The 24,414-nt window shown below is 67.2% G+C and carries 23 protein-coding genes and 1 pseudogene; 11 read left to right on the top strand and 13 right to left on the bottom strand.

Annotated elements, in window-relative coordinates; all coding sequences use genetic code 11:
* Positions 1–18: 18 nt before the first annotated feature.
* The 3 genes from ACSFA2_RS15905 to ACSFA2_RS15895 form a co-directional block, all read right to left on the bottom strand.
* Positions 19–573, bottom strand: a complete 555-nt coding sequence (locus tag ACSFA2_RS15905) for a flavodoxin family protein (protein WP_435456284.1) — start codon at positions 571–573, stop codon at positions 19–21.
* A 44-nt stretch (positions 574–617) separates the two neighbouring features.
* Positions 618–1,055 carry a DoxX family protein gene (locus ACSFA2_RS15900; protein ID WP_435456283.1) on the bottom strand — a complete coding sequence of 146 codons (438 nt, stop codon included), beginning with the start codon at positions 1,053–1,055 and terminating at the stop codon, positions 618–620.
* A 97-nt stretch (positions 1,056–1,152) separates the two neighbouring features.
* On the bottom strand, positions 1,153–1,854 hold the full coding sequence (locus tag ACSFA2_RS15895) for a pirin family protein (RefSeq protein WP_435456282.1): 702 nt from the start codon (positions 1,852–1,854) through the stop codon (positions 1,153–1,155).
* 142 nt (positions 1,855–1,996) lie between these two features.
* Between ACSFA2_RS15895 and ACSFA2_RS15890 the strand changes: the two genes are divergently transcribed.
* The 5 genes from ACSFA2_RS15890 to ACSFA2_RS15870 all read left to right on the top strand — a co-directional run bounded on the left by ACSFA2_RS15890 (position 1,997) and on the right by ACSFA2_RS15870 (position 6,980).
* On the top strand, positions 1,997–2,950 hold the full coding sequence (locus ACSFA2_RS15890) for a LysR family transcriptional regulator (protein ID WP_435456281.1): 954 nt from the start codon (positions 1,997–1,999) through the stop codon (positions 2,948–2,950).
* A gap of 61 nt (positions 2,951–3,011) precedes the next feature.
* The gene (locus ACSFA2_RS15885) at positions 3,012–4,085 is read left to right on the top strand and encodes an NAD(P)/FAD-dependent oxidoreductase (protein ID WP_435456280.1); all 1,074 of its coding nucleotides are present in this window, start codon (positions 3,012–3,014) and stop codon (positions 4,083–4,085) included.
* Between the two features lie 8 nt (positions 4,086–4,093).
* Complete coding sequence (gluQRS, locus tag ACSFA2_RS15880; RefSeq protein ID WP_435456279.1) at positions 4,094–4,996, top strand: tRNA glutamyl-Q(34) synthetase GluQRS; 903 nt, start codon at positions 4,094–4,096, stop codon at positions 4,994–4,996.
* Positions 4,993–5,751, top strand: coding sequence for a tRNA (guanosine(46)-N7)-methyltransferase TrmB (gene trmB / locus ACSFA2_RS15875; protein WP_435456278.1), 759 nt, complete (start codon positions 4,993–4,995; stop codon positions 5,749–5,751). Before gluQRS ends, trmB begins: the two co-directional genes overlap by 4 nt.
* A gap of 92 nt (positions 5,752–5,843) precedes the next feature.
* Positions 5,844–6,980: an ABC transporter substrate-binding protein gene (locus ACSFA2_RS15870; protein ID WP_435456277.1), complete on the top strand. Its 1,137-nt coding sequence runs from the start codon at positions 5,844–5,846 to the stop codon at positions 6,978–6,980.
* A 15-nt stretch (positions 6,981–6,995) separates the two neighbouring features.
* Here the strand turns inward: ACSFA2_RS15870 and ACSFA2_RS15865 are convergent, their stop codons facing one another.
* Together ACSFA2_RS15865 and ACSFA2_RS15860 are read right to left on the bottom strand one after the other, a co-directional pair.
* Positions 6,996–7,277 (bottom strand): hypothetical protein, encoded by a 282-nt coding sequence (locus ACSFA2_RS15865; RefSeq protein ID WP_435456276.1) that lies wholly within the window; start codon positions 7,275–7,277, stop codon positions 6,996–6,998.
* 88 nt (positions 7,278–7,365) lie between these two features.
* Positions 7,366–8,409: an aliphatic amidase gene (locus ACSFA2_RS15860; RefSeq protein ID WP_435456275.1), complete on the bottom strand. Its 1,044-nt coding sequence runs from the start codon at positions 8,407–8,409 to the stop codon at positions 7,366–7,368.
* Positions 8,410–8,506: 97 nt separating this feature from the next.
* On the opposite strand from ACSFA2_RS15860, the gene ACSFA2_RS15855 reads away from it, so the two are divergent.
* From ACSFA2_RS15855 to ACSFA2_RS15840, 4 genes are all read left to right on the top strand, one after another.
* Complete coding sequence (locus tag ACSFA2_RS15855; protein ID WP_435456274.1) at positions 8,507–9,061, top strand: nucleoside 2-deoxyribosyltransferase; 555 nt, start codon at positions 8,507–8,509, stop codon at positions 9,059–9,061.
* A gap of 69 nt (positions 9,062–9,130) precedes the next feature.
* Entirely contained in the window at positions 9,131–9,892 is a 762-nt protein-coding gene (locus ACSFA2_RS15850; protein ID WP_435456273.1) for a molybdate ABC transporter substrate-binding protein, read from the top strand.
* Positions 9,893–9,967: 75 nt separating this feature from the next.
* Positions 9,968–10,681 (top strand): YebC/PmpR family DNA-binding transcriptional regulator, encoded by a 714-nt coding sequence (locus tag ACSFA2_RS15845; protein ID WP_435456272.1) that lies wholly within the window; start codon positions 9,968–9,970, stop codon positions 10,679–10,681.
* Between the two features lie 247 nt (positions 10,682–10,928).
* A complete protein-coding gene (locus ACSFA2_RS15840) occupies positions 10,929–12,791 on the top strand; it encodes a hypothetical protein (RefSeq protein ID WP_435456271.1) in 1,863 nt (620 codons plus the stop codon).
* Between the two features lie 12 nt (positions 12,792–12,803).
* Here the strand turns inward: ACSFA2_RS15840 and ACSFA2_RS15835 are convergent, their stop codons facing one another.
* The 7 genes from ACSFA2_RS15835 to urtA form a co-directional block, all read right to left on the bottom strand.
* The gene (locus ACSFA2_RS15835; protein ID WP_435456270.1) at positions 12,804–13,142 is read right to left on the bottom strand and encodes a zinc ribbon domain-containing protein; all 339 of its coding nucleotides are present in this window, start codon (positions 13,140–13,142) and stop codon (positions 12,804–12,806) included.
* A 4-nt stretch (positions 13,143–13,146) separates the two neighbouring features.
* Positions 13,147–14,376 (bottom strand): formamidase, encoded by a 1,230-nt coding sequence (gene fmdA / locus ACSFA2_RS15830; protein ID WP_435456269.1) that lies wholly within the window; start codon positions 14,374–14,376, stop codon positions 13,147–13,149.
* A 26-nt stretch (positions 14,377–14,402) separates the two neighbouring features.
* Positions 14,403–15,092 (bottom strand): urea ABC transporter ATP-binding subunit UrtE, encoded by a 690-nt coding sequence (urtE, locus tag ACSFA2_RS15825; RefSeq protein ID WP_435456537.1) that lies wholly within the window; start codon positions 15,090–15,092, stop codon positions 14,403–14,405.
* Positions 15,093–15,407: 315 nt separating this feature from the next.
* Positions 15,408–16,151 carry an urea ABC transporter ATP-binding protein UrtD gene (gene urtD, locus ACSFA2_RS15820; RefSeq protein WP_435456268.1) on the bottom strand — a complete coding sequence of 248 codons (744 nt, stop codon included), beginning with the start codon at positions 16,149–16,151 and terminating at the stop codon, positions 15,408–15,410.
* A 16-nt stretch (positions 16,152–16,167) separates the two neighbouring features.
* On the bottom strand, positions 16,168–17,373 hold the full coding sequence (gene urtC / locus ACSFA2_RS15815; RefSeq protein ID WP_435456267.1) for an urea ABC transporter permease subunit UrtC: 1,206 nt from the start codon (positions 17,371–17,373) through the stop codon (positions 16,168–16,170).
* A gap of 1 nt (position 17,374) precedes the next feature.
* Complete coding sequence (gene urtB / locus ACSFA2_RS15810) at positions 17,375–18,289, bottom strand: urea ABC transporter permease subunit UrtB (RefSeq protein ID WP_435456266.1); 915 nt, start codon at positions 18,287–18,289, stop codon at positions 17,375–17,377.
* A gap of 124 nt (positions 18,290–18,413) precedes the next feature.
* Positions 18,414–19,688 carry an urea ABC transporter substrate-binding protein gene (gene urtA / locus ACSFA2_RS15805; protein ID WP_435456265.1) on the bottom strand — a complete coding sequence of 425 codons (1,275 nt, stop codon included), beginning with the start codon at positions 19,686–19,688 and terminating at the stop codon, positions 18,414–18,416.
* A gap of 263 nt (positions 19,689–19,951) precedes the next feature.
* Between urtA and ACSFA2_RS15800 the strand changes: the two genes are divergently transcribed.
* A complete protein-coding gene (locus ACSFA2_RS15800) occupies positions 19,952–23,338 on the top strand; it encodes a hybrid sensor histidine kinase/response regulator (protein WP_435456264.1) in 3,387 nt (1,128 codons plus the stop codon).
* Entirely contained in the window at positions 23,322–24,218 is an 897-nt protein-coding gene (locus ACSFA2_RS15795) for a response regulator (RefSeq protein WP_435456263.1), read from the top strand. Before ACSFA2_RS15800 ends, ACSFA2_RS15795 begins: the two co-directional genes overlap by 17 nt.
* Positions 24,219–24,233: 15 nt before the next feature.
* Here ACSFA2_RS15795 and ACSFA2_RS15790 read toward each other — a convergent pair.
* Positions 24,234–24,414 (bottom strand): annotated as a pseudogene (locus ACSFA2_RS15790) (methyl-accepting chemotaxis protein); the annotation flags it as partial.

Genomic DNA, 24,414 nt, shown 5'->3' with positions numbered 1-24,414 from the left:
CCGCGCTTCAGGTGTGGATCAGCCGTGCAGCTTAGCCGCGATGGCGGCCACGCGCGCACCGTAGAGCTTCGCGGTGTCGAGGTCGCCCTGCGGCACTTCGGCGGCGCTGGCGTCCGACGGCGACTGCACCAGCAGGCCGACCGAGCCGCCCAGGTTGTTCACGTCGTTGCGCGTGGCGGCCTTGGTGTTGGCCGGCGGCAGACCCAGGCTGACCCACAGGCCGCCATGCTGCGATGCCAGCGTGTTCAGGTACTGCAACGTGACCTGCTTGTCGCCATTGAAGCTGGCGCTGTTGGTGAAGCCGCCGAACACTTTGTCCTGCCAGCCGCGGGTGAACCAGACCTTGGACGAGGCGTCCGCGAACTTCTTGAACTGCCAGCTGGCGCCGCCCATGTAGGTGGGCGAGCCGAAGATGATGGCGTCGGCTGCGTTCAGCGTTTCCCAGCCGCCTTCAGGCAGGTTGCCGTCGGCATCGATGGTGATCAGTTCGGCACCCGCGCCGTCGGCGACGGCCTGCGCGACGCGCTGCGTGTGGCCGTAGCCGGAATGAAAGACGATGGCGATCTTGGACATGGTGTGAATTTTCTTTCGTCAGGGATTCAGGGGGAATTCGGCGCTCAGCGCTTGTCGACGCTCAGGCGGCCGGGACCGAAGGCCCAGACGGTGAGCAGGCCGCCAATCACTGCAATGTTCTTGAAGAACATGAGCTGGTTGACGAAGGCCTTGTCGGCCGGCATGGCCCAGTAGTTGTGGAAGGCGAAGGTGGCGACCAGCGTGAACAGCGCGATGCCCAGGGCGGCCCAGCGCGTCTTGAAGCCGACCAGCAGCATGATGCCGAGGCCGAGTTCGACCAGGATGGCCAGCGCGGCAGCCACCTGCGGCAGCGGCAGCCCGACCGAGCCGATGTAGCCGACGGTGCCGGCAAAGCCCATGAGCTTGCCGAAGCCGGCCGGAATAAACAGCGCGGCGATCAGCACGCGCCCGATCAGGGCGACGACATCCTGGCTACCGGTCGTGGTGACGCCTGCGGCGCGGTTGGTGGTGATGGTGGACATGGAAACTCCTCAGTGGATTGAAAAGAAGAACAAGAAAAACGCTGCCAGAAGGCAGCCGGACAGAAAAAGCCGCTGCCCAAGGGCAGCGGCGGGAACATCAGGCGGCCAGGTCGAACACCAGCACTTCGGCGTCGTTGCCAGCGGTCAGTGCCAGCTGCGTCTCGCCTTCGAGCATCGCGGCGTCGCCAGTCACCAGCTTCGCGCCATTGACTTCGAGCTCGCCGCGCACCAGATGCACATAGCTCTTGCGCGCCGGGTCGAGCGTCAGCGATGCCTTCTCGTCGCCGTCGAGCAGCCCGGCGTACAGCCGGGCGTCGGCATGCACCGTCACCGAGCCGTCGCTGCCGTCCGGCGAGGCCACCAGGCGCAGGCGTCCGCGCTTGTCGGCCGCGCCGAACTGCTTCTGCTCGTAGCCCGGCTCGATGCCCTTCACGTTCGGCTGGATCCAGATCTGCAGGAAGTGCGTGGTCTGGTCGGCCTTGTGGTTGAACTCGCTGTGCATCACGCCGCGGCCCGCGCTCATGCGCTGGACGTCGCCGGGCGGGATGCTCTCGACATTGCCCATGCTGTCCTTGTGCGCCAGTTCGCCCGACAGCACGTAGCTGATGATCTCCATGTCCTTGTGGCCGTGCGTGCCGAAACCCGCACCGGCCGCGACGCGGTCTTCATTGATCACGCGCAGGTTGCCGTAGCCCATGTGGGCCGGGTCGTAGTAGCCGGCGAAAGAGAAGCTGTGAAAAGACTTGAGCCAGCCGTGATCGGCGTAGCCACGTTCCTGGGATTTACGAATCGTCAACATCGTTGAACTCCTTGGCCCCTCGGGGCCCTTCAGATGCCGCACCGTGTGTGCAGCGGATGTAGAGAACTTTAGGGCGTCCGACCCGGCTGAAAGCCGTCCACTTTTGATGGCATCATTCAGTTTTTTTGAATGAAGGATCGCCATGCCCAGCGCCCGCGACGTGCTGACCCCCGACGCCCTCGCCATGCTCCAGACGGTGGTGCGCGCAGGCAGTTTCGCCGGCGCCGCGCGCGCGATGGACATGGTGCCCAGCGCCCTGAGCTACCGGGTGCGGCAGATCGAGGACGCGCTCGACGTGCTGCTGTTCGACCGCAGCGCGCGCCAGGCACGGCTGACCGAAGCGGGTGCCGAGCTGCTGCGCGAAGCCCCGCGGCTGCTGGCCGACCTCGAGGCGGTGGCCAACCGCGTGAAGCGCGTGGCCACCGGCTGGGAACCGCTCTTCACCATCGCGATGGACAGCGTGATCGCCCGCGACCCGATGCTCGACCTGGTCGGCGCCTTCTATGCGCTGGAACCGCCGACGCGCCTGAAGCTGCGCGACGAAACGCTGCTCGGCACCATCGAAGCGCTGGCCAGTGGCGAAGCCGACCTGGCCGTGGGCTCGGTGCTCGACGCGCAGAGCCTCGGCTTCACCGCGCCCGGCATCCGCACCCGGCCACTGGGCGAGTTGCGCTTCGTCTACGCGGTGGCGCCCCACCACCCGCTCGCCCGGCTGCCGCAGCCGTTGAGCGATGCCACGCTGCGCAACCACCGCGCCGTGGCCGCTGCCGACTCCTCGCGGGCCGGGCCGACGATGAACGTCAACCTGATCGGCGGGCAGGACGTGCTCACCGTGCCGACGATGCAGGCCAAGCTGGCCGCCCAGCTGCACGGCCTGGGCAGCGGCTTCCTGCCGGAGGCGCTGGCACGGCCGTACATCGAGGCCGGCCACCTGGTCGAGCTGCAGACCGAACGCGTGCGCCCGGTGGGCCAGATGCACCTGGCCTGGCGGGTGCGCTCCGCGGCCCGACCGGGCCGCGCGCTCGAATGGTGGCTTGCGCAGTTCGAGCATGAAGGCACGCGCCGCGCGCTGCTCGAGCAACACCGGGGCCGCTGAAAGCCGAGGTAGAGTCGACAGCCATTCCGCCCTGCTCGCCATTCGAAGAAAGAGACCCGTCATGAACACGTCCGCACCGACCGACCGTCACCGAACCCCCAGCCCGGCGCCGAAGCATTTCGCGATCGTGGGCGCCGGCATGGCGGGCATCGCCTGCGCGCGCACGCTGGTGCAGGCCGGCCACCAGGTCACCGTGTTCGAGGCCGAAGACGGCGCGGGCGGCCGCATGGCCAGCGAGTCGACCGCCTTCGGCCGCTTCGACAGCGGCGCCCAGTACTTCACCGTGCGCGACGAGCGCTTCGCCCTCGCGCTGCAGACCGTGCCCAAGCTTTGCCGCCCCTGGAGCGCCAACCTCGTGCGCGTGCTCGACCCGCACGGCCGCGTGGCCGAAGCCGCATTGCCCTCGCTCGAACCGCACTACGTGGCCCAGCCCGGCATGGACGCGGTGGTGGCGGCCTGGGCCAAGCCGCTGGGCGACAGCCTGGTGACCGGCGTGCAGGTGACGCAGATCGAGCCGGATGCGCTCGACCGCCGCCGCTGGCAGCTGCACACCGAAGGCGGCAGCGGCGTGCCGGTCCATTCCGGTTTCGACGCCGTGCTGCTGGCCATCCCGCCAGCGCGCGCGCGGCTGCTGCTGGGCCGCAGCAAGGTCTCGCCCTCGCTCGAACGCAACATCGCCAAGGTGCATGCCTCGCCCTGCTGGACGCTGATGATCGCCTTCCCGCAGGCCAACCAGCCGACCATGTCGCACCTGGGCCCGCAGTGGAACGCCGCGCGCAGCACGCACCATCGCGTCGCCTGGCTGGCGCGCGAATCGTCCAAGCCCGGCCGCGACCCGGTCGAGCGCTGGACACTGCAGGCCAGCCCGATCTGGTCGCAGGAACACCTGCGCGACGACGCCCCCCGCGTCGAGGCCAAGCTGCTGCGCGCCTTCGCCGAGATCACCGGCATCCATGCCACGCCCAACTACGCCCGCGCCCGCTGCTGGCCCGAAGCGCAGACCCAGGCCCCGCTGGGCAAGCCGCATCTGTGGGATGCCAAGGCACGCATCGGCTTGGCTGGCGACTGGTGCATGGGCCACCGCGTCGAAGACGCCTTCCTGTCCGGCCTGTCGCTGGCCCTCGCTGTGGTGTGACGGGTGGCGTGACGCCGACCGGCCGTTTCGCGCCCTCGCCCACCGGGCCGCTGCACGCGGGCTCGCTGGTGGCGGCGCTGGCCAGCTGGCTCGACGTGCGGGCACGCGGCCCGCAGGCGCGCTGGCTGGTGCGCATCGAAGATGGCGACACCGAGCGCTGCCTGCAGGGCCTGGGCGACGAGATCCTGCGGCAACTCGCCGCGTGCGGCCTGCACCCCGACGACGTGCCGGTCTGGCAGACGGCCCGTGGGGACCGCTACGCCGTCGCGCTCGATCGCCTGATCGCCGTCGGCCTGGCCTACCCGTGCGGCTGCACGCGCGCCGAGATCGACCTGGCGCTGGCACGGCGCGGCGTGCCGCATACCCGCCACAGCGAGCGTGTCTACCCCGGCACCTGCCGCGACGGCTTGCATGGCAAGCCCGCGCGGGCCTGGCGCTTCGCCACCGAAGCCTTCGAGCCCGGCCTCGTGCGCTGGAACGACCGGCGGCTCGGCCCGCAGTCGCAGCAGGTCGCAGCGGAGGTGGGTGACTTCGTGCTGCGCCGCGCCGACGGGCCCTGGTCGTACCAGCTGCGGGTGGTGATCGACGATGCCGAGCAACAGGTCACCGACGTGGTGCGCGGCGCGGACCTCACCGACAACACCGCCCGCCAGATCCTGTTGCAGCGCGCGCTCGGGCTGCCGACCCCGCGCTACCTGCACACCCCGCTGGTCCGCGGTGCCGACGGTGAAAAGCTGTCGAAGCAGCACGGCGCGGCGGCCTTCGACACCAGCACGCCGCAGCAGGCGCTGGCCGAGCTGTCGCGGGCCGCGCGCACCCTCGGGCTGCCGCCGAACGATGCCACGCACATTCCCGACGCCCTGGCCGGCTGGGTGGCCGCCTGGCGCGATCTCTACAATTCGCGCCCGTGACAAACCTGCCCGCGACCGACCTTCCTCCCGACCTACCGGGCCCCACCGACCCTGCCGAGGCCGCCGACCCGGCGGCGACCAACCCACGCTACGGCCAGCGCCTCAAGAGCTTCGTCAAGCGCGGCGGCCGCACCACCGACGGCCAGCAACGCGCCTACGACGAACTCGGCCCGACCTACCTGCTGCCCTACCGCGCCGAGCCACTCGACGTCACCGCCACCTTCGGCCGCGAGGCGCCCACCGTGCTCGAGATCGGCTTCGGCATGGGCGAAGCCACGGCGCACATCGCCGCCGTGATGCCCGAGACGAACTTTCTGTGCTGCGAGGTGCACGAGCCCGGCGTCGGCGCGCTGCTCAAGCGCATCGGTGAACAGGGCCTGACCAACATCCGCATCTGCGCGCACGACGCAGTCGACGTGCTCGACCACATGCTTCCGGCCGGCACGCTGGCCGGCGTGCACATCTTCTTCCCCGACCCGTGGCACAAGAAGCGCCACAACAAGCGCCGGCTGATTCAGTCGCCGCTGGTGGCCAAGCTGGCCGATCGGCTGAAGCCTGGCGGCTACCTGCATTGCGCCACCGACTGGCAGCCTTACGCCGAGCAGATGCTCGAAGTGCTGTCGGCCGAACCGATGCTGCGCAACACTGCCGACGGCTGGGCAGAGAAACCACACTACCGGCCGCTCACCAAGTTCGAGAATCGCGGCCTCAAGCTGGGCCACGGCGTCTGGGACCTGGTGTTCGCGCGCCGCTGATCAGAGACCCATCAAGCGCGGCAAGTGCCGCTGAGCGCTGGATGGCACGAGGCTTGCGTAGCCTTTTGTTACTACCTTGGCCAGGAGCATCCATGTCGATTTCACGCAGGCAATGGTTGTCGTACGGCGCGGGCTGCCTGGCGGGCGGCTTCGGTTCGCCGCTTCTCGCGCAGACGGTGCCGGCCCCCCGGCGTGTGGTCTGGGGACAGTCCGTTCCCTTGACAGGGCCCGCCAGCGAGATCGGCCTTGCCTTCTCGGGCGGCGCCAAGCTGTACGTCGATGCCTTCAACGAGGCCAACCCCGGCTCGCGCATCGAACTTCGGCAGGTGGACGACGGCGCCGACCCGGCGCGTGCCGCAGCCAATGCGCAGAAGCTGCTGGCCGACGGCGCCGATCTGCTCTTCGGCTTCGTCGGCACGGCCAGCAGCAATGCCGGTGCCGCCGTGGCCCAGCAGCGCGGCACCCTCTTCTTCGCGCCCTTCGGCGCGGCCGACACGCTGCGCAGCGCCGCGAACCCCAATGTCTTCCACGTGCGCCCGAGCATGGCCGACGAGGCCTTCAAGATGGTGCGGCACTGCGCCACCATCGGCCAGTCGCGCATCGCCGTGCTGGCCGAGGACAACCCCCTGGGCCACGCCGGCCTGCAGGCGGTGAACGACGCCATCGCCGAGCTGAAGCTGCCGCCGCTGGTCGGGTCGGCCTTCGTGCCGGCCGGCAGCACGAAGGTCGACGCCGCCGTGGCGAGCCTCAACAAGCTGCAGCCGCAGGTCGTGATCCAGGCGGCGCTGTTCCAGACCACCGCCGCGGTCATCCTGGAGATGCGCAAGGCCGGGTACGTCGGCCTGTTCATGAACTACTCGGTGGTCGGTCTGAACCCCCTGTTCCTGGCGCTGGGCAAGGACATCCGCGGCGTCGTCATCTCGCAGGTGGTGCCCTCGCCGCGCAGCACCTCCGTGGCCGTGGTGCGTGAGTACAACGCCGCCATCGACACGTCCGACCAGACGCCGACCTACGAAAGCCTCGAAGGCTTCATCGCCGCCAAGACACTGGCCGAAGGCATCCGCCGCACCGGCCGTCCCTTCACGGCCGCAGCCCTGCAACGCACACTGGCGGGCATGACGGCCTACGACGTCGGCGGCTTCCGCATCAACCTGCGCGCCGGCGCCCGCGACGCGGCCTGGGGAATCGAGCTGGTGACCGTGACGGCGGACGGGCGCGTGGTGCGCTGAGGGCTGCGTTCCGATTCAGCGCCGCGCGCCCGGAAAGCGTCGCTGCGGCACCCGGGTCTGAAGCGACCGGTGCGCGACCGACCGGATCAGGTGCAGCAGGCCATACACGGCGATCACGGCGCCAGCCAGAGCGGCCAGCCCGGCCAGCCAGCCGTAGACCATGCCGACGGCACAACTGACGCCAAGCACAGCGAACGCGATGTAGAGAAGGTCCAGGGATTCGTCAAGCCATCGCGCACGCCGTGCGCCGACGCTGGGTCGAAGGTCGCGATCCTCGGGTGTGATGGACGGGTCCATGCAATCCAATCTGTTGGGGACCGCTTCAGTTTGTTCGGCGTTCAGAGGCCTGTCAACGCCCGTGCACCGGCGCCAACGTGATTTGCCCTCAGCGATACAGGTTGACCGTCTCTTCGTTCGGAATCCCCTCGATCGGCGCCTCGGCCGTGCCGACCGTGCTGCGCGTGAGGGCCTCGACCCTCTCGCGCGTGCCCTGCGGATCGGCGATCCACTGGCGGTAGAACTCGTAGGGGCAGTCGGCGACGCCCTTGTCGCCCTCGTGCGAGTTGATGAGGCCGGTGTAGCCGCGGTGCACCAGCTTGAAGAGATGATTCTCCGACTGGCCGTGCTTGCGGAAGTCGCGGATGAGCGATTTGCTGAGCGCCGCGTACTGGATGCCCATCTCTTCCGTGCCGCATTCGCCCAGCGTGCGGCCGTCGAAGCCGATCAGCGCCGAGTGGCCGAAGTACGAGTACACGCCGTCGAAGCCGGCCGCGTTGGCCACCGCCACGTAGGTGTTGTTGGCGAAGGCCATCGCCTTCGACATCAGAATCTGCTGCTCCTTCGCGGGGTACATGTAGCCCTGGCAGCGGATGATGAGCTCGGCGCCCTTCATCGCGCAGTCGCGCCAGATCTCGGGGTAGTTGCCGTCGTCGCAGATGATGAGGCTCACCTTCAGGCCCTTGGGACCGTCGCTCACGTAGGTGCGGTTGCCCGGGTACCAGCCCTCGATGGGTGTCCACGGCATGATCTTGCGGTACTTCTGGACGATCTCGCCCTGGTCGTCCATCAGGATGAGCGTGTTGTAGGGCGCCTTGTTCGGGTGCTCTTCATGACGCTCACCGGTCAGCGAGAACACGCCCCACACCTTCGCCTGGCGGCAGGCCGCGGCAAAGATTTCGGTCTCGACGCCGGGCACGCTGGCGGCGTTCTCGTACATCTCGGCGCTGTCGTACATGATCCCGTGCGTCGAGTACTCGGGGAAGATCACCAGGTCGAGCCCCGGCAGGCCGGCCTTCATCCCGACCACCATCTTCGCGATGGCCTTGCAATTGTCGAGCACCTCGGCCCGGGTGTGCAGGCGCGGCATCTTGTAGTTGACGACCGCGACACCGACGGTGTCCTTGCTGCTCGAAATGTCGCCGTGGATCATGGCATCGACCTCGTCTGGGGTGGTGGGACCGACTCCATTCTGCGAAGCGACCCCGCCCTGCCGAATACGTTGATTGACGTAGCGCCACAATGGCGCGATGCGCTCCAACCCCTCTTGCGAATCGTCACGCCCCCGCATCTACCTCGCCGGCCCGGATGTCTTTTTCCGCGACAGCGAGGCGATCTTCCAACGCCTCGTCGCCTTCTGTGACACGCTCGGCCTGCAGGGCGTGCCGCCCTCCGACGGCGGCATCGCGGCCGACCTGCGCCTGGGCGACGAAGAGCGAGCCCAGCGCATCTACGACGGCAACGTGCGCCTGATCCGCGAGGCCGACGGCGTGATCGCCAACCTGGTGCCCTTCCGCGGCCACGAGCCCGATTCGGGCACGGTCTTCGAGGTGGGTTTTGCCACCGCGCTGGGCAAACCGGTGATGGTGTACGGCGTGGCGCCCGGTACCTACGCCGAGCGCGTGTGCGCCACGGTCGAGTGCGAGACCGGTGCCGACGGCGTGATCCGCGAGCGCGCCAGCGGCGTGATGGTCGAGGGTCTGGGCCAGCGGCTGAACCTGATGCTGACGCGCTCGACCGAGATCGCCGACTCGGCCGAGGCCGCGCTGGTGCGGCTGGCACAACGTCTGCGCGTCACCCGCTGATCACGTCTGCGCGTGATACTCGCGTGCCCGCTCATGGGCCCGACCATCATCTTTCTCACGAGGCTTTCGATGCGACGTCTGCTGCGCAATGTTCTGTTTCCGGTCATCGCCGTGGCCGCCGTCACCGCCCAGGCCGACACGCTGAAGGTGCTGACGGCCGGCGCGTTCAAGCAGGTGGTCGTCGCGATGGCGCCGGCTTTCGAGGCACGCACCGGGCACCGGCTCGACATCCAGAACGACACGGCCGGCGCCCTGGCCAAGCGTGTCGGTGCCGGTGAACGCTTCGACGTGCTCATGCTCACGCCCGCCGCGCTGAAGACGCTCGCCGCGGAAGGCCGCGTGGTGCCCGACAGCGTGACGTTGCTGGCCACCGTCGACATCGGCGTCGCCGTGAAGGCCGGCGCGCCCCGGCCGCGCATCGACACGGTGGCCGACTTCAAGCAGGCGCTGCTCGATGCCCGAAAGGTGGCCTACATCGACCCCGCGGCGGGCGGCTCCAGCGGCATCTACCTCGACGGGCTGTTCCAGCGCATGGGCATCGCCGACGCGATCCGCGCCAAGGCGGTGCTGGTGCCCGGCGGCCTGGTGGCCGAACGCGTCGTCACCGGCGAGGCCGACCTGGCGGTGCATCAGATCAGCGAGATCCTGCCGGTGCGCGGCGCCGAACTCGTCGGGCCGCTGCCGGCGGACATCCAGAACAGCACGACCTACGCGGGCGCCATTGCCAGCGACACCCCGCACGCCGACGCAGCGCGCAGCCTGCTCGCGGCCATGACCGGCCCGGACGCCGCCGCCACGCTCGCCGCCAAGGGCATGACGCCGCCGCGCTGAACGAGGCGAGCCGCCGCGCGCACGCGTACAGTCGCTGCTTCGCCGCCAGGCAACGCAGAACGCAAGGAGATCGACATGGGCGCGCAGTGGAAAGCAAAGCACAAGGACGTGGCGGCCAACGCCAAGGGCCGGCTCTTCGGCAAGCTGGCCAAGGAAATCATGGTCGCCGCGCGCAGCGGCGCCGACCCGGGGTCGAACGCCCGCCTGCGGCTGGTCGTCGAACAGGCCCGCAAGGTGTCGATGCCCAAGGACACGCTCGACCGCGCCATCAAGAAAGGCGCGGGCCTCACCGGTGAATCGGTGCATTTCGAGCATGTTGTCTACGAAGGCTTCGCGCCGCACCAGGTGCCGGTGATGGTCGAGTGCCTGACCGACAACGTGAACCGCACGGCACCGCAGATGCGCGTGCTGTTCCGCAAGGGCCATCTCGGCACCTCGGGCTCGGTGGCCTGGGACTTCGACCACCTGGGCATGATCGAGGCTGCACCGGCCGCCGCCGGCGCCGATGCCGAAGTCGCCGCGATCGAAGCCGGCGCGCAGGACCTGGAGCCCGGCGAGGAAGACGGCACCACCGTCTTTCTCACCGCGCCGACCGACCTCGACCTGGTGAGCAAGGCGCTGCCCGAGCAGGGCTTCACCGTGCTGTCGGCCAAGCTGGGCTACAAGCCGAAGAACCCGGTCGATCCGGCGACGCTGAGCGCCGAGCAACTGGAAGAGGTCGAGACCTTCCTGGCGGCGATCGACGCCAATGACGACGTGCAGAACGTGTACGCCGGGCTGGCGGGCTGAGGCGCAGTCGAAACGGGCAAGGCCGGGTCGATCATCGAGCCGCATCGAAAGCGGTCACCCTCGGTCCCGCACAGCAATGCGGCCAACATTCCTGCACCACAGGCAGGCATCGACACCGAGCACTTTTGTTACATTCTCACCAGTCAATGGTGCTCACTCATTGGCGCCGCCGCCACTCGGCAGATTGCCCCAAGCCTGCGCACCCATACCCCATGCCGGGCATCGGAGTGCCTTTGAAAGTAGAACGATGCGTCGAATTCTGGTCCTCTTACTTGCGGCATGCACGTTGAGTGGTTGCGACAAGCTCGCAGCCGGCTTCGCCTCCCCCAGCGACCGGATCACCAGTGCATTTCCGATTCCGGATGAGACCGCACTTGCGTCAAAAAGGCTCTTAGAAGCGATAGCAACCTCGGATGCGGACAAGGCAACGGCCGATGCAGTGAAGGCTCGATACGCAAAGATGTTGCAGGTCCGGGCCCTCACCTGCACGGCGGCGGTGGATGTAGGGCGCTTGGACTCGCCTGCGGACATCAAGAGGAAAGTGACGAACGCAAGCTGCTTCGCGGAACAAGATCGGCAGCTTGCTGACTGGATCGGCATCAGGCGTGTTGCCATAGCCATGCAGAAGCCAGCACTGGTCCCCCTCGCCGCGTTGCCGCCATCTCAGGCTCTGCCGTCGACACCCGAGAGCACGGTGGGTATCACGACGTCCTCGGCGTCGAATGTCGCGGTACTTCGATCCTCGCGCGGCACCCTGACAGCAGTGAGCCTTCCGTCGGGCAAGGTGATGCAGACGTTTACAGCAGACGACTACACCCACACCGGTCTGGAGCTGTCGCCGAACGGGCGGGTGCTCGCGCTCCCGCGCGGATCCAACCGCGGCGTGGTTTTCTTGGAGATCGAATCCGGCGCCGTGCTGTGGTCGACCGACAAGTACTTGCGTCTGTATTCGTGGCTTCCGTCTGTCAACGGGCTGGTGATGACACAAAGCGCTCAGGGACAGGCGACGGTATTGGTCGACATGCTCAACGGTGAGGCTACGGCATACCTGTCGTCCGAGCGGCGGCCCAGCTGGTCAGTTTCCATTCCGGGCGACGGCAATCAGACCCTGATCGGCGGGTACAACACGGCCATGGTCATGGACCATGCGCGAGAAGCCGACGGCACACTGACGGCCCGGCAACTCAACCAGTGGCGCCTCATCAAACCAGTGACATCGGCGACCCCGTTCCTGATGCGGGGCGGGAAGAGGCTCGTCTATGTGACGTCGACGAGCCTGGCTTGGGCGGATCTTGAGACCGGCGATCAAGGCAGTTGGGACACCGCGGTGCTGCGTGCAAGCGGCTACGCCAAGCTCGACGACTCGCGTATTTACTTCGCGGCGTCGACGGAAGGTTCCATGCGCAACGAGGGCAAGGTGCTCGATGTGGATGCCCAGACCATGGCCCCTGATCTGAAGTATCAGCAGGCTGACGGGCTCATCCTTCCTCTGTCACCTCGGAGTGGGTTCATGCGTCGCGGCGATGCAGTGGTCATCGGGAGTGCCATCGAGGCAGGCCCGCCCGAGGAGTTGAGCAAGATCATTGCCAACGCCCAGCTTGCCGTTCAATTGGCCAAGCTGAATGCGCTGACTTCGGGCCAAGGCCGCGACAGCATGATGGGAGGCATGCCGCAAACACGCCAGGTGCAGCCGATGTTGACGGAGGTGCCCGCCGATGCCGAAGTTGCCGCGATTGGCGTCTACGAATCGAAATCGGGCACACATGGCGCGGGCCGTCCTCGTTCGCCCGGCTTCGTTCGCGTCACCGTGGCGCCTGCATCGCAGCCGCTGGTTCTCGTCCTGACGAACTACGAGCCCGTACGCTGGATTGTTCAGAACCAGGGACGAAAGATATCGGCTGTTCTGCTATCGGGCTACTACGAATCGAGCGTGCTCGGCCTGACCGGTGTCCCCATCCTGAAGATCGGTTCGACCCATGCCTACCAACTGGACAGTCCAGAGTACGGAAAGCTGAAGCAGGATGTCGCACGCTATGTCTCGAATCCATTGCGAACTTTTCAGGGCACCTACAGCGGGCAGGACTTCATGGTCACCCGCTTTTCCCGCTGAGGCCTTTTCGGTTCAGTGGCTGATCATCCAGGGCCGCCGGCTCGGCGCGCCCTTCACGCCGTTGGGCGCCGTCACCGTCGCGCCACGCTTCGTGCTGCAGCATCCGCAGCCCGCGGGATGCTTCAACCGCTGGTAGTCCTTCGAACTCTTCGGTTCGTGGCGCGCGCGCTCGTTGGTCTCGATGGCGCTGCGCGTGCTGCCGGCCATGAGCGCCAGGCGCGGCGCGGCCGACATCACGCGCGGCGACGCCGCACCGCAGTCCGGGCAGGCGGCGGGCTCGTCGCGCCGGCTCACGCTGCGCAACGCGTCGAAGCCGCCGCAGGCGCCGCATTCGTAGTCGTAGGTCGGCATCGGCTCAGACGTCCTGCGACAGCGGCATGTCGATGCTGCCGTCGATGAACTTGGTCGGCCCGCTGGCGTTCGGGTTGATGTCGAAGTCGAAAATCTCGGTCGGCAGCCAGAGCGTGGCGCAGGAGTTGGGCACGTCGACCACGCCGCTGATGTGGCCCTGCACCGGCGCCGTGCCGAGGATCGAATAGGCCTGGGCGCCCGAGTAGCCGAACTTCTTGAGGTACTCGATGGCATTCAGGCAGGCCTGACGGTAGGCCACGTTCACGTCGAGGTAGTATTGCTTGCCGGCCTCGTCGACCGAGATGCCTTCGAAGATCAGGAAGTCCTTGTAGTTCGGCGTCATCACGCTCGGCTTGAAGATCGGGTTCTTGATGCCGTACTTGGCCATGCCGCCCTTGATGAGCGTGACCTTCATGTGCACCCAGCCGGCCATCTCGATGGCACCGCAGAAGGTGATCTCACCGTCGCCCTGGCTGAAGTGCAGGTCGCCGACCGACAGGCCCGCGCCGTCGACGTAGACCGGGAAAAACACCTTGGAGCCGCGCGACAGATCCTTGATGTCGCAGTTGCCGCCGTGCTCGCGCGGCGGCACGGTGCGGGCGCCTTCGGCCGCGGCCTTGGCGCGCGCTTCGCCCGTCATCTTGCCCATGTGGGCGGTGCCGGCCGAGGGCGGGTTGGCCAGGCCGGGCACGCGATGCGGGTCGGTGTCGATGAGCTTCTGCTCGCGCTCGTTCCACATGTCGAGCATCGGCTTGTCGGGCAGGCAGCCGATCAGCCCGGGGTGGATCAGGCCGGCGAAGTTCACGCCGGGGATGTGGCGCGAGCTGGTGAACATGCCCTTGAAGTCCCAGATCGACTTCTGCGCCAGCGGAAAGTGGTCGGTCAGAAAGCCGCCGCCGTTCTTCTTCGAGAAGAAGCCGTTGAAGCCCCAGAGCGAATCCTGTTTGGCACCGATGTCGAGCAGGTCGACCACCAGCAGGTCGCCAGGCTCCGCACCCTTCACGCCGACCGGGCCCGACAGGTAGTGCACCGTGGTGAGGTCGATGTCGCGCACGTCGTCGGCGCTGTCGTTGTTCTTGATGAAGCCACCGGTCCAGTCGAAGGTCTCCAGGATGAAGTCGTCACCCGGGTTGACCCAGCAGGCCATCGGGATGTCCGGATGCCAGCGGTTGTGGATCATTTCGTTCTCGGTGGGCGACTTCGTCAGGTCGACCTTGATCAGCGTGTCCGTCATTTGCGTGTGGCTCCTGGGGGTTGTGGTTAAACAGAGAGGTAGGCTTTGATGTGATTCACATCGGTCTTGTCGCGCGCGGTCTCGTGCACCAGCCGGCCGCCTTCGATGACGAAGAGCCGATCGGCCACGTCCATCGCGAAGCTCAGCACCTGCTCGGACACGATGATCGTGATGCCGCGCATCTTGCGGATCTCGTTGAGCGCCTTGGCGATGTCCTTGATGATCGACGGCTGGATGCCCTCGGTCGGCTCGTCGAGCAGCAGCACCTTCGGGTTGGTGACCAGCGCGCGCGCAATGGCCAACTGCTGCTGCTGGCCGCCCGACAGGTTGCCGCCCTTGCGCCGCTTCATGTCGAAGAGCACGGGGAACAGCGCGTAGATTTCTTCGGGGATGTGCCGGCTCTTGGAATTCTCCAGGCCGGTCTGGATGTTTTCCTCGACCGTCAACGTCGGGAAGATCATCCGGCCCTGCGGCACGTAGGCGATGCCCTTGGCCACGCGCTTGAAGCTCTCGTCGTGCGACACGTCGTTACCTGCGACCTTGATGCTGCCGCTCTTGATCGGCAGCACGCCCATCAGGCTCTTGAACAACGTGGTCTTGCCCATGCCGTTGCGACCCATGATGGCGATGGTCTCGTTCGCCATGCCGTCGAAGGAGATACCGTGCAGCGCCTCGCTCTGGCCGTAGGCGGTGTGCAGGTCTTTGACTTCCAGCATCACGTTGCTCATTGCGATGGCTCCAGGTTCAGGGACTGCAAGGTGGGGGTACGTGCCGAGGCCACGGGGTATCTCCCTCCGCGAATGTCCCCCGCCTTCGGCTCCTCCTTTATTTCGCTGCGGGAGACACCCCATACCCTCGGCACGGGGCACGTCGTGCGATATCCATCGATGAAGCACCGCGCTGCCGGCTCGCGTCGATGGCGTGCTCCCCGCAGCGAAATAAAGGAGGAGGCCGCAGGCCGGGGGACATTCGCGGAGGGGAGTACGCCGTCGGCGTGAGCCCACCCGGAACGACAAGCAACGGGTTTCATGTCAGTGCCCCAGATAAACATCGATGACACGCTCATCCGCCTGCACCTTCTCCATCGGCCCTTCAGCCAGGATCTTCCCCTGGTGCATGACGGTGACCTTGTGCGCGATCTGTTTGACGAACTCCATGTCGTGCTCGATCACGATCACCGCGCGGTTCTTGCAGATGCGCTTGAGCAGGTCGGCCGTCAGCTCGCGTTCGCGTGAACTCATGCCTGCGATGGGTTCGTCGAGCATCAACAGCTCGGGCTCCTGCATCAGCAGCATCCCGATCTCAAGCCATTGCTTCTGGCCGTGCGACAGCAGCCCGGCTTCGGTGCCCAGCTTGTCGACCAGCCCGATGTCCTCCGCCACGGCCTGCACGGCGGCCTTCACCTGGTCGGTGCACTTGAACGCCAGCGCGCCGAACACCGAGCGGCCCGAGGGGTACGACACCTCGAGGTTCTGGAACACGCTGAGGTTCTCGTAGATCGACGGCGTCTGGAACTTGCGGCCGATGCCCAGCCGCACGCGCTTGTGCTCGGCCATCTTCGTGAGCTCGGTGTTCTTGAACTTGATGCTGCCGCTGCTGGCCTTGGTCTTGCCGCAGATCAGGTCGAGCAGCGTGGTCTTGCCGGCGCCGTTGGGGCCGATGATCACGCGCAGCTCGTTCTTGTCGATGTAGAGCGTCAGCATGTCGATGGCCTTGAAGCCGTCGAAGGACACGGTCAGGTCTTCGACCGCCAGTGCGAAATCGGTGTTGCTCATGGGGTGGCTCCGGGGTTCAGACGCGCTGGCTGCTCACGCCGTCGGGCAAGTCGCCCCGACCGGTGCCGGGCGCGGGGTCGACGATGCGTGGCGGCAGGGGTGCCGATGCCGTCGGCGGCTTGGCCGACGCGTCGCGCAGGGCCTGGCGGCGGTTCTTCCACCACGGGGCGATGTGGCTTTCCCACAGGCCGGCCAGCCCCATCGGGAAAGCCATGGTCACGCCGATGAAGAGCGCGGCCATGAGGAAGAGCCACAGGTCGGGGAAGCTCTCTGAGAACAGCGTCTTGCCGGCGTTCACCAGCAGCGTTCCGTACACCGCGCCGACCAGGCTCATGCGCCCGCCGACGGCCGCGAAGATCACCATCTCGATGGAAGGCACGATGCCCACGAAGCTGGGCGACATGAAGCCCACCTGCAGCGAGAACAGCGCGCCGCCGATGCCCGACAGGCCGGCCGCCAGGCAGAAGGTGAACACCTTGAAGTTCGACACGTCGTAGCCCGAGAAGCGCACCCGGTCTTCCTTGTCGCGCATCGCCAGCAGCAGCGTGCCCAGCTTGCTGGTCTGGATCCAGCGGCACAGCACGATGCTGGCGATGAGCAGCGCGACGCAAACGTAGTAAAGGATGTACTTGGCGCTGTCGGTGCGGGTGTCCCAGCCCAGCAGCGTCTTCAGGTCGGTCATGCCGTTCACGCCGCCGGTGTAACCCTGCTGGCCGATGATGAGCACGGTGACGATGAGCGCCACGGCCTGCGTGATGATGGCGAAGTACACGCCGCCCACGCGCCGTTTGAACATCGCGTAGCTGATGATCCAGGCCAGCAGCGTCGGCACCGCGATCACCAGGATCAGCGTGAGCGGGAAACTCTTGAACGGCAGCCACATCAACGGCAGCTCGGTGATCTGGTTCCAGTCCATGAAGTCGGGGATGCCCGGCGTCGACTGGATCTTGGTCGTCTCGGGGTCCGACGCTTCCAGCTTCAGGAACATGGCCATGGCGTACCCGCCCAGGCCGAAGAAGACGCCCTGCCCCAGGCTCAGCACGCCGCCGTAGCCCCACACCATCACCAGGCCGACGGCGACGAAGGCGTAGGTGAGGTACTTGCCCACCAGGTTGAGGCGGAAGATGTCGAGCGCGAGCGGCAGCACGACCGCCAGCAGCAGCGTCAGAATCAGCAGGCTGGCCAGCTGGTAGCGCGTGATCAAGGACTTGAGGGTGTTCATGTCAGCGACGAACCTTCGATGCGAAGAGACCTTGGGGGCGGATCATCAGAATGAGCACGATGAGCGAGAGCGTCAGCACCTTCGCCATCGAACCGGTAATGAAGAACTCGGCGATCGACTGGGTCTGCGCGATGCCGAAGGCCGACACCACGGTGCCCAGCAGGCTGGCGGCGCCGCCGAAGGTGACGACCAGGAAGGCGTCGACGATGTAGAGCGACCCTGACGTCGGCCCGGTCGAGCCGATGGTGGTGAAGGCCGCGCCAGCCACCCCGGCGATGCCGCAGCCGATCGCGAAGGTCAGGCGGTCGGTCTTCTTGGTGTCGATGCCGGTGGCGTTGGCCATCGTGCGGTTGGCCACGGTGGCACGCACCCGCAGGCCCCAGCGGCTCTTGTGCAGCGCGAGCAGCACGCCGACGGTCACGAACGTCGTCAGCGCCAGCACGAACAGGCCATTGATCGGAATGTCCAGGCCCTCGGCCGGTGCCCACGAGCCCATCAGCCACTCGGGCAGCGTGGGGCTCACTTCCTTCGGGCCGATGAAGGTGCGGAAGATTTGCTGGAGACCGAGGCTGATGCCGAAGGTGGCGAGCAGCGTGTCGAGTGGCCGCTTGTACAGGTGGCGAATCAACGCCCATTCCACCAGCCAGCCGGCGATGAACGCCAGGATGAAGGCCAGGCCGATGGCCACCGGAAAGTAATACGGCATCAAGGCCGGCGCCAGGTGCTCCGTGAAGCGCGCGGCCATGTAGATCGTGTAGGCGCCGATGGTCATGAACTCGCCATGCGCCATGTTGATGACGCCCATCTGGCCGAAGATGATCGCCAGGCCCAGGCCCATCAGCAGCAGCACCGCGAACAGGCTCAGCCCCGCGAAGCCCTGCATGAGGCCGATGTTCCACATGTCTGAAATGCTCATGGCGCTGCGTCCGATAAATCAGTGAACGAACCGTGGGACACCGCGGAACCGGCTTCGCCGGGCCGCTGGTGTCGCCCCCTCGAGGGGGAGGCGGCTACACGAAGTGAGCCGCTTCGGGGGTGGGCTATTGGTAACCCTTGGGGAACGGATCGGGTTTGATCAAGTCCGGCGACTCGGCCACGACCTTGAACGAGCCGTCGAGCTGCCCCTGCCCGATGCGCGCCTTGCTCCACAGGTGGTGGTTCGCATCGAGCTTCACGTAGCCCTCGGGTGCGTTCTTCAGCTCGATGCCCGGCGATGCGGCCACGACCTTGTCGACGTCGAAGCTGCCAGCCTTCTCGACCGCGGCCTTCCACAACCAGGGGCCGAGGTAGCCGGCCTGCGTCACGTCGCCGATGACCGCGTCCTTGCCGTACTTGGCCTTGAAGGCGGCGACGAACTTCTTGTTGTTGTCGTTGGTGAGCGACTGGAAGTACTTCATCGACGAGTAGAAGCCGGCGAAGTTCTCACCGCCCACGCCGGTCATTTCGTCTTCCGTCACCGCCAGCGTCAGCAGGAACTGCTTGTCGCCGGTGATGCCGGCGGCCTTGAGCTGCTTGTAGAAGGCCACGTTCGAGCCACCCACCACCGCCGCGAAGATGCAGTCGGGCTTGGCGACCTTGATCTTGTTGATCAGCGAGTTGAAGTTGGTGTGGCCCAGCGGGTAGTACTCCTCGCCCTTGACCGAACCGAGCTTGCCCACGGTCTCGATGTGCTTGCGCGCGATCTTCATCGAGGTGCGTGGCCAGATGTAGTCGGAGCCGACCAGGAAGAAGGTCTTGGCCTTCTTCTCCTTCGCGCCCCAGTCCAGGCCCCAGATGATCTGCTGCGTGGCTTCCTGGCCGGTGTAGAACACGTTCTTGCTCTGCTCCAGGCCTTCGTAGAAGGTCGGGTAGTACAGGAGGCCGTTTTCCTTCTCGAACACCGGCAGCACCGCCTTGCGCGACGCGCTGGTCCAGCAGCCGAACACCGCGGCGCAGTGGTCGTTGACCAGCAGCTTCTTCGACTTCTCGGCGAAGGTCGGCCAGTCGGACGCGCCGTCTTCCTTGATGACCTTGATCTTGCGGCCCAGGATGCCGCCCATGGCGTTGATCTCGTCGATGGCCAGCTGCTCGGCCTGGATCGAGCCGGTTTCCGAGATGGCCATGGTGCCGCTGGACGAATGCAGCTGGCCGACCGTGACCTCGGTGTCGGTCACGGCGAGCTTGGTCGTGTTGACCTTGGCCGTCGGGAACTGCTGGCCGAAGCTCAGGCCGCTGAGGCCCATCACCGGCAGCGCGGCAGCGCCCTGGAGCAGACGGCGGCGACGCAGCGCGAGCTGCTGCTGTTCGGCGAGGGACGGATCTTGATCACGGGCCATGGGGGAATCTCCAGTCGAAGGTTGAAAGGTTGCGGAGCAGGGACCAAACGGTGTCCCGGCGCACCACCGCTGTGCGGCGTGCGGCGCGCCGAGCACCATGGCCGCCACTGTAGGAACGGGCCGACGTACGCCGAATACGTCAATCAACGTAGAGGCCGCCGCGGCGTGCGCGGCGAGACTGGGCGCCCGCTGCCACCCACCGAACGGACAAGGAGCGCTTCTTGCAACGAGACAGCCATTTCCCCCTTCCGAAAGAACGGAACATGGCGCCCGTCACCGGTCAGAAGATCTTTCGCATCCGCCGCGACTACAACACCTGGGTCTCGAACGAGACGCTGGAGGACTACGCGCTGCGCTACACGCCGCGCAGCTTCCGCAAGTGGTCGGAGTTCCGCGTCGCCAACGCGGCCTTCGGCGCGACCTCGTTTCTCGCGCTGGAAGCCATCGGCGGTGCCATCGCGCTGAGCTATGGCTTCGAGAACGCGCTCTGGGCGATCCTGGTGGTGGGCATCATCACTTTCCTCACCGGCCTGCCCATCTGCTACTACGCCGCCAAGTACGGCGTCGACATGGACCTGCTCACGCGCGGCGCGGGCTTCGGGTACCTGGGTTCCACGCTCACCTCGCTCATCTACGCGAGCTTCACATTCATCTTCTTCGCACTGGAGGCGGCCATCCTGGCGCTTGCGCTGCAGATGTACTTCGACTGGTCACTGGCGGTGTGCTACCTGGTGTCGTCGATCGTCATCATCCCGCTGGTGATGCGGGGCATCACGATGATCTCTGCCCTGCAGCTGTGGACGCAGCCGATCTGGCTCACGCTCTTCGTGCTGCCCTTCGTCGCGGTGCTGTGGAAGAACCCGCAGGCCTATGCCGACTTCACCGGGCTGGTCGGCCGCATCTCCGGCACCAACAACTTCGACCCGCTGATGTTCGGCGCCGGCGCCACGGTGGCCTTCTCGCTGGTGGTGCAGATCGGCGAGCAGGTCGACTACCTGCGATTCCTGCCCGAGAAGACCGCCGCCAACCGGGCCAAGTGGTGGGCCGCGGTGCTGGTGGCGGGGCCGGGCTGGATCGTGCCGGGCATGCTCAAGATGCTGGGCGGCGCCTTCCTCGCCTTCCTCGCGCTGCAGCACGAGATCCCGGCCGCGCATGCGGTCGAGCCGACCCGCATGTACCTGGCCGGCTTCGCCTACGTCTTCAGCGACCCGGCCTGGGTGCTGGGCATCACCGTGCTCTTCGTCGTCGTCTCGCAGATGAAGATCAACCTGACCAATGCCTACGCGGGCTCGCTGGCCTGGTCGAACTTCTTCGCGCGGCTCACGCACAGCCACCCCGGGCGCGTGGTGTGGCTGGTGTTCAACGTGCTGATCGCCCTGCTCTTGATGACGCTGGGGGTGTTCGCGGCACTGGAGAAGGTGCTGGGCCTCTACAGCAACATCGCCATTGCCTGGGTCGGCGCGCTGGTGGCCGACCTGGTCATCAACAAGCCGCTGGGCTGGAGCCCGAAGTCGATCGAGTTCAAGCGGGCGCACCTGTACGACATCAACCCGGTCGGGCTGGTGTCGATGGTGGTCGCGGCCACAGTGGCGATGGTGGCCTACGCCGGCCTGCTGGGGCGCTGGGCCGAATCGTTCTCGCCTTTCGTCGCGCTGCTGACCGCGCTGGTGGTGTCGCCGCTGCTGGCCTGGAAGACGAAGGGCCGCTACTACCTGGCGCGCACCGACCTGCAGCACTGGGCGCCGGGGCAGCTGGTGCGCTGCTCGGTCTGCGACAACCCCTTCGAGTCGGAAGACATGGCGCACTGCCCGGCCTACAGCGCGCCGATCTGCTCGCTGTGCTGCACGCTCGAATCGCGCTGCCACGACGGCTGCAAGAAGAACTCGCGCGCCTCGGAGCAGATCGGCGTGTGGATCAAGGCGCTGCTGCCGCCGGCGCTGGCGCTGCGGCTGAACTTCCGGGTGGCGCACTACATGCTCGTCGCGACCTCGCTCATCGCGCTGCTGGCCACGGTGCTGGGCATCGTGTACGCGCAGGAAGGCCTGCTGAACGCGCACGCCACGCACGTCTTCCTGCGTTCCCCCTTCCTGAAAGTCTTTGCACTGCTGTCGATGGTGGCGGCCGTGGCGGCCTGGTGGGTGGTGCTGGGCAGCGAGAGCCGCAAGATGGCGCAGGAGGAATCGAACCGCCACAACCACCTGCTCACGCTGGAGATCGAGGCGCACCGCCGCACCGACGCCGCGCTGCAGGCCGCCAAGGAGGCGGCCGAGGCGGCGAACCAGGCCAAGACGCGCTACGTGGCCGGCATGACGCACGAGCTCCGCACGCCGCTCAACAGCATCCTGGGCTACTCGCAGATCCTGCTGAAGAACGACGATGCCACGCACCCGCCGCGCGCCGCGGTGCAGACCATCCACAAGAGCGGCGAGCACATGCTCGGGCTGATCGACGGCCTGCTCGACCTGGCGCGCATCGAGGCCGGCCGGTTGCAGCTGGAGCCGATGCCGCTCGCCCTGCCCGGCTTCCTCGACGAGGTGGTGCGCATGGTGCGACCGCAGGCCGAGGGCAAGGGCCTGGCCTTCGTCTACACCCACAGCGGCCGCCTGCCGGCCTGGGTGCATGCCGATGCCAAGCGGCTGCGCCAGATCCTGATCAACCTGCTGACCAACGCCGTGCGCTTCACCGAGGCCGGCACCGTGACGCTGCACGTCGACGCGACCCGCGAGGTGCTCCGTTTCGACGTGATCGACACCGGCATCGGCGTGGCGCCACAGGACCACCAGCGCATCTTCCTGCCCTTCGAGCGCGGTGCGGCCGGCCGGCGCCACGGCGAACCCGGTACCGGCCTGGGCCTGACCATCACCGGCCTGCTCACGTCGCTGATGGGTGGCGAGCTGCGCATGGCCGCCACGTCGAGCCGCGGCAGCACCTTCAGCGTGCGGGTGTACCTGCGCGAGGTGGCCGACCCCGGCCCGCAGGCCGAACCGCAGCGCCCGATCTCCGGCTATTTCGGCCCGCGCCGCACCCTGCTGGTGGTGGACGACCAGCCGGTGCAGCGCCAGATGCTGGCCGGCATGCTGATGCCGCTGGGCTTCGACGTGCGCGAGGCCGCCAGCGGCACCGAATGCCTGGACAGCCTGCGCGAGCACGTGCCCTCGGCCATCCTGCTGGACATCAGCATGGACGACATGGACGGCTGGGAGACCGCCACGCGGGTGCGCATCGCCGGCTTCGAGGACGTGCCGATCCTCATCGTCTCGGCCAACGTGTTCGAGAACCAGGCCGACCGGCTGCAGGCCACCGGCTGCCAGGCCTTCATCGGCAAGCCGGTGATCGAGTCGGAACTGATCGCCACGCTCGAACGCCACCTGGGCCTGCAATGGCTGCAGCACACGCCGGCGCCGGCCGCGCACGATGCGGCACCGCCGCCGGCCGAACCGGTCTCGCTGCCCGAGGAGGCCCGGCTCGAGCTGATGCGCCTGGTGCAGGTGGGCCATGTGCGCGGCCTGCAGCAGGCGCTCGACCGACTGGCCGCCAACGACCCGGCACTGGCCGCCACCTGCACCCAGCTGCGCGGCATGCTCGCGCGCTTTGAACTCGACGATTTCAAGAACGCTCTCGCGGAGGATGCCGATGCCCCCAGCCCCTGACACCGAACGCCCGGTGGTGCTCGTCGTCGACGACGCGCCCAGCAGCCTGGGCATGCTGTGCGACACGCTGGAGGCCAGCGGCTACACCGTGCTGGTCGCGGCCGACGGCGAGTCGGCGCTGCAGCGGCTCGAGCTGGTGGTGCCCGACGCGATCCTGCTCGACGGGCTGATGCCCGGCCTGTCGGGCTTCGAGACCTGCCGCCGCATCAAGGCCAACCCGGCGCTGGCGCACATCCCGGTGCTCTTCATGACCGGCATGGCCGAGACGCAGGACGTGGTCGAAGGCTTCGCCTGCGGCGGTGTCGACTACGTCGTGAAGCCGATCCGCGCGCAGGAGGTACTGGCCCGGCTCCATACGCACACGCGCAACGCGCGCATCACGCGGATGGCGCGCGACGCGGTCGACGTGGCGGGCATGGGCGTGGTCTTCGTCGACACCCACGGCCGCGTGGCCTGGCGCTCGCCGCAGGCCGCGCTGTGGCTGCATGCGCTGGGCGAACCGGCCGCACCAGGCCAACTGCCCGCCGCGCTCGGGTCGGCACTGGCCGAGGGCGCGAGCATCCTGGCCACCACCGCGGCCGGCACGCGCCTGTCGGTGCGCAACATGGGCTCGGCCACGCTCGGCGAGACGATGCTGCTGCTGGCGCTGCAGCGCGAGGGCCCCGCCCTCGCCTCGCGCGTGGCTGACGCCGCACTCACGCCGCGCGAGACCGAGGTGCTGTCGTGGCTGGCCAAGGGCAAGACCAACCGCGACATCGCCGAGATCCTTGGCATGAGCCCCCGCACGGTGAACAAGCACCTCGAACACATCTTCGAGAAACTGGGCGTGGAGACACGCTCGGCCGCCGCGGCGCTGGCGACCGGTCACATGGCGCTGTAACGGCGCTTCGGCGGATCAGCGCCGGGACGGCGCTGCAGGCGTCAGCTGAAAGACGCCGACGAGCTGCGACAGGCTGCCGGCCTGCTCCTGCAGCGAGCCGGCCGCTGCGGCGGCTTCTTCCACCAGCGCCGCGTTCTGCTGCGTGACCTGGTCCATCTGGCTGATGGCCTGGTTGATCTGCTCGATGCCTTGGGTC

Source organism: Variovorax cryoconiti (assembly GCF_051216395.1).
In the GTDB taxonomy this organism is placed as follows: Bacteria; Pseudomonadota; Gammaproteobacteria; order Burkholderiales; family Burkholderiaceae_C; genus Variovorax.
This window is presented reverse-complemented; position numbering and strand designations above follow the sequence as displayed.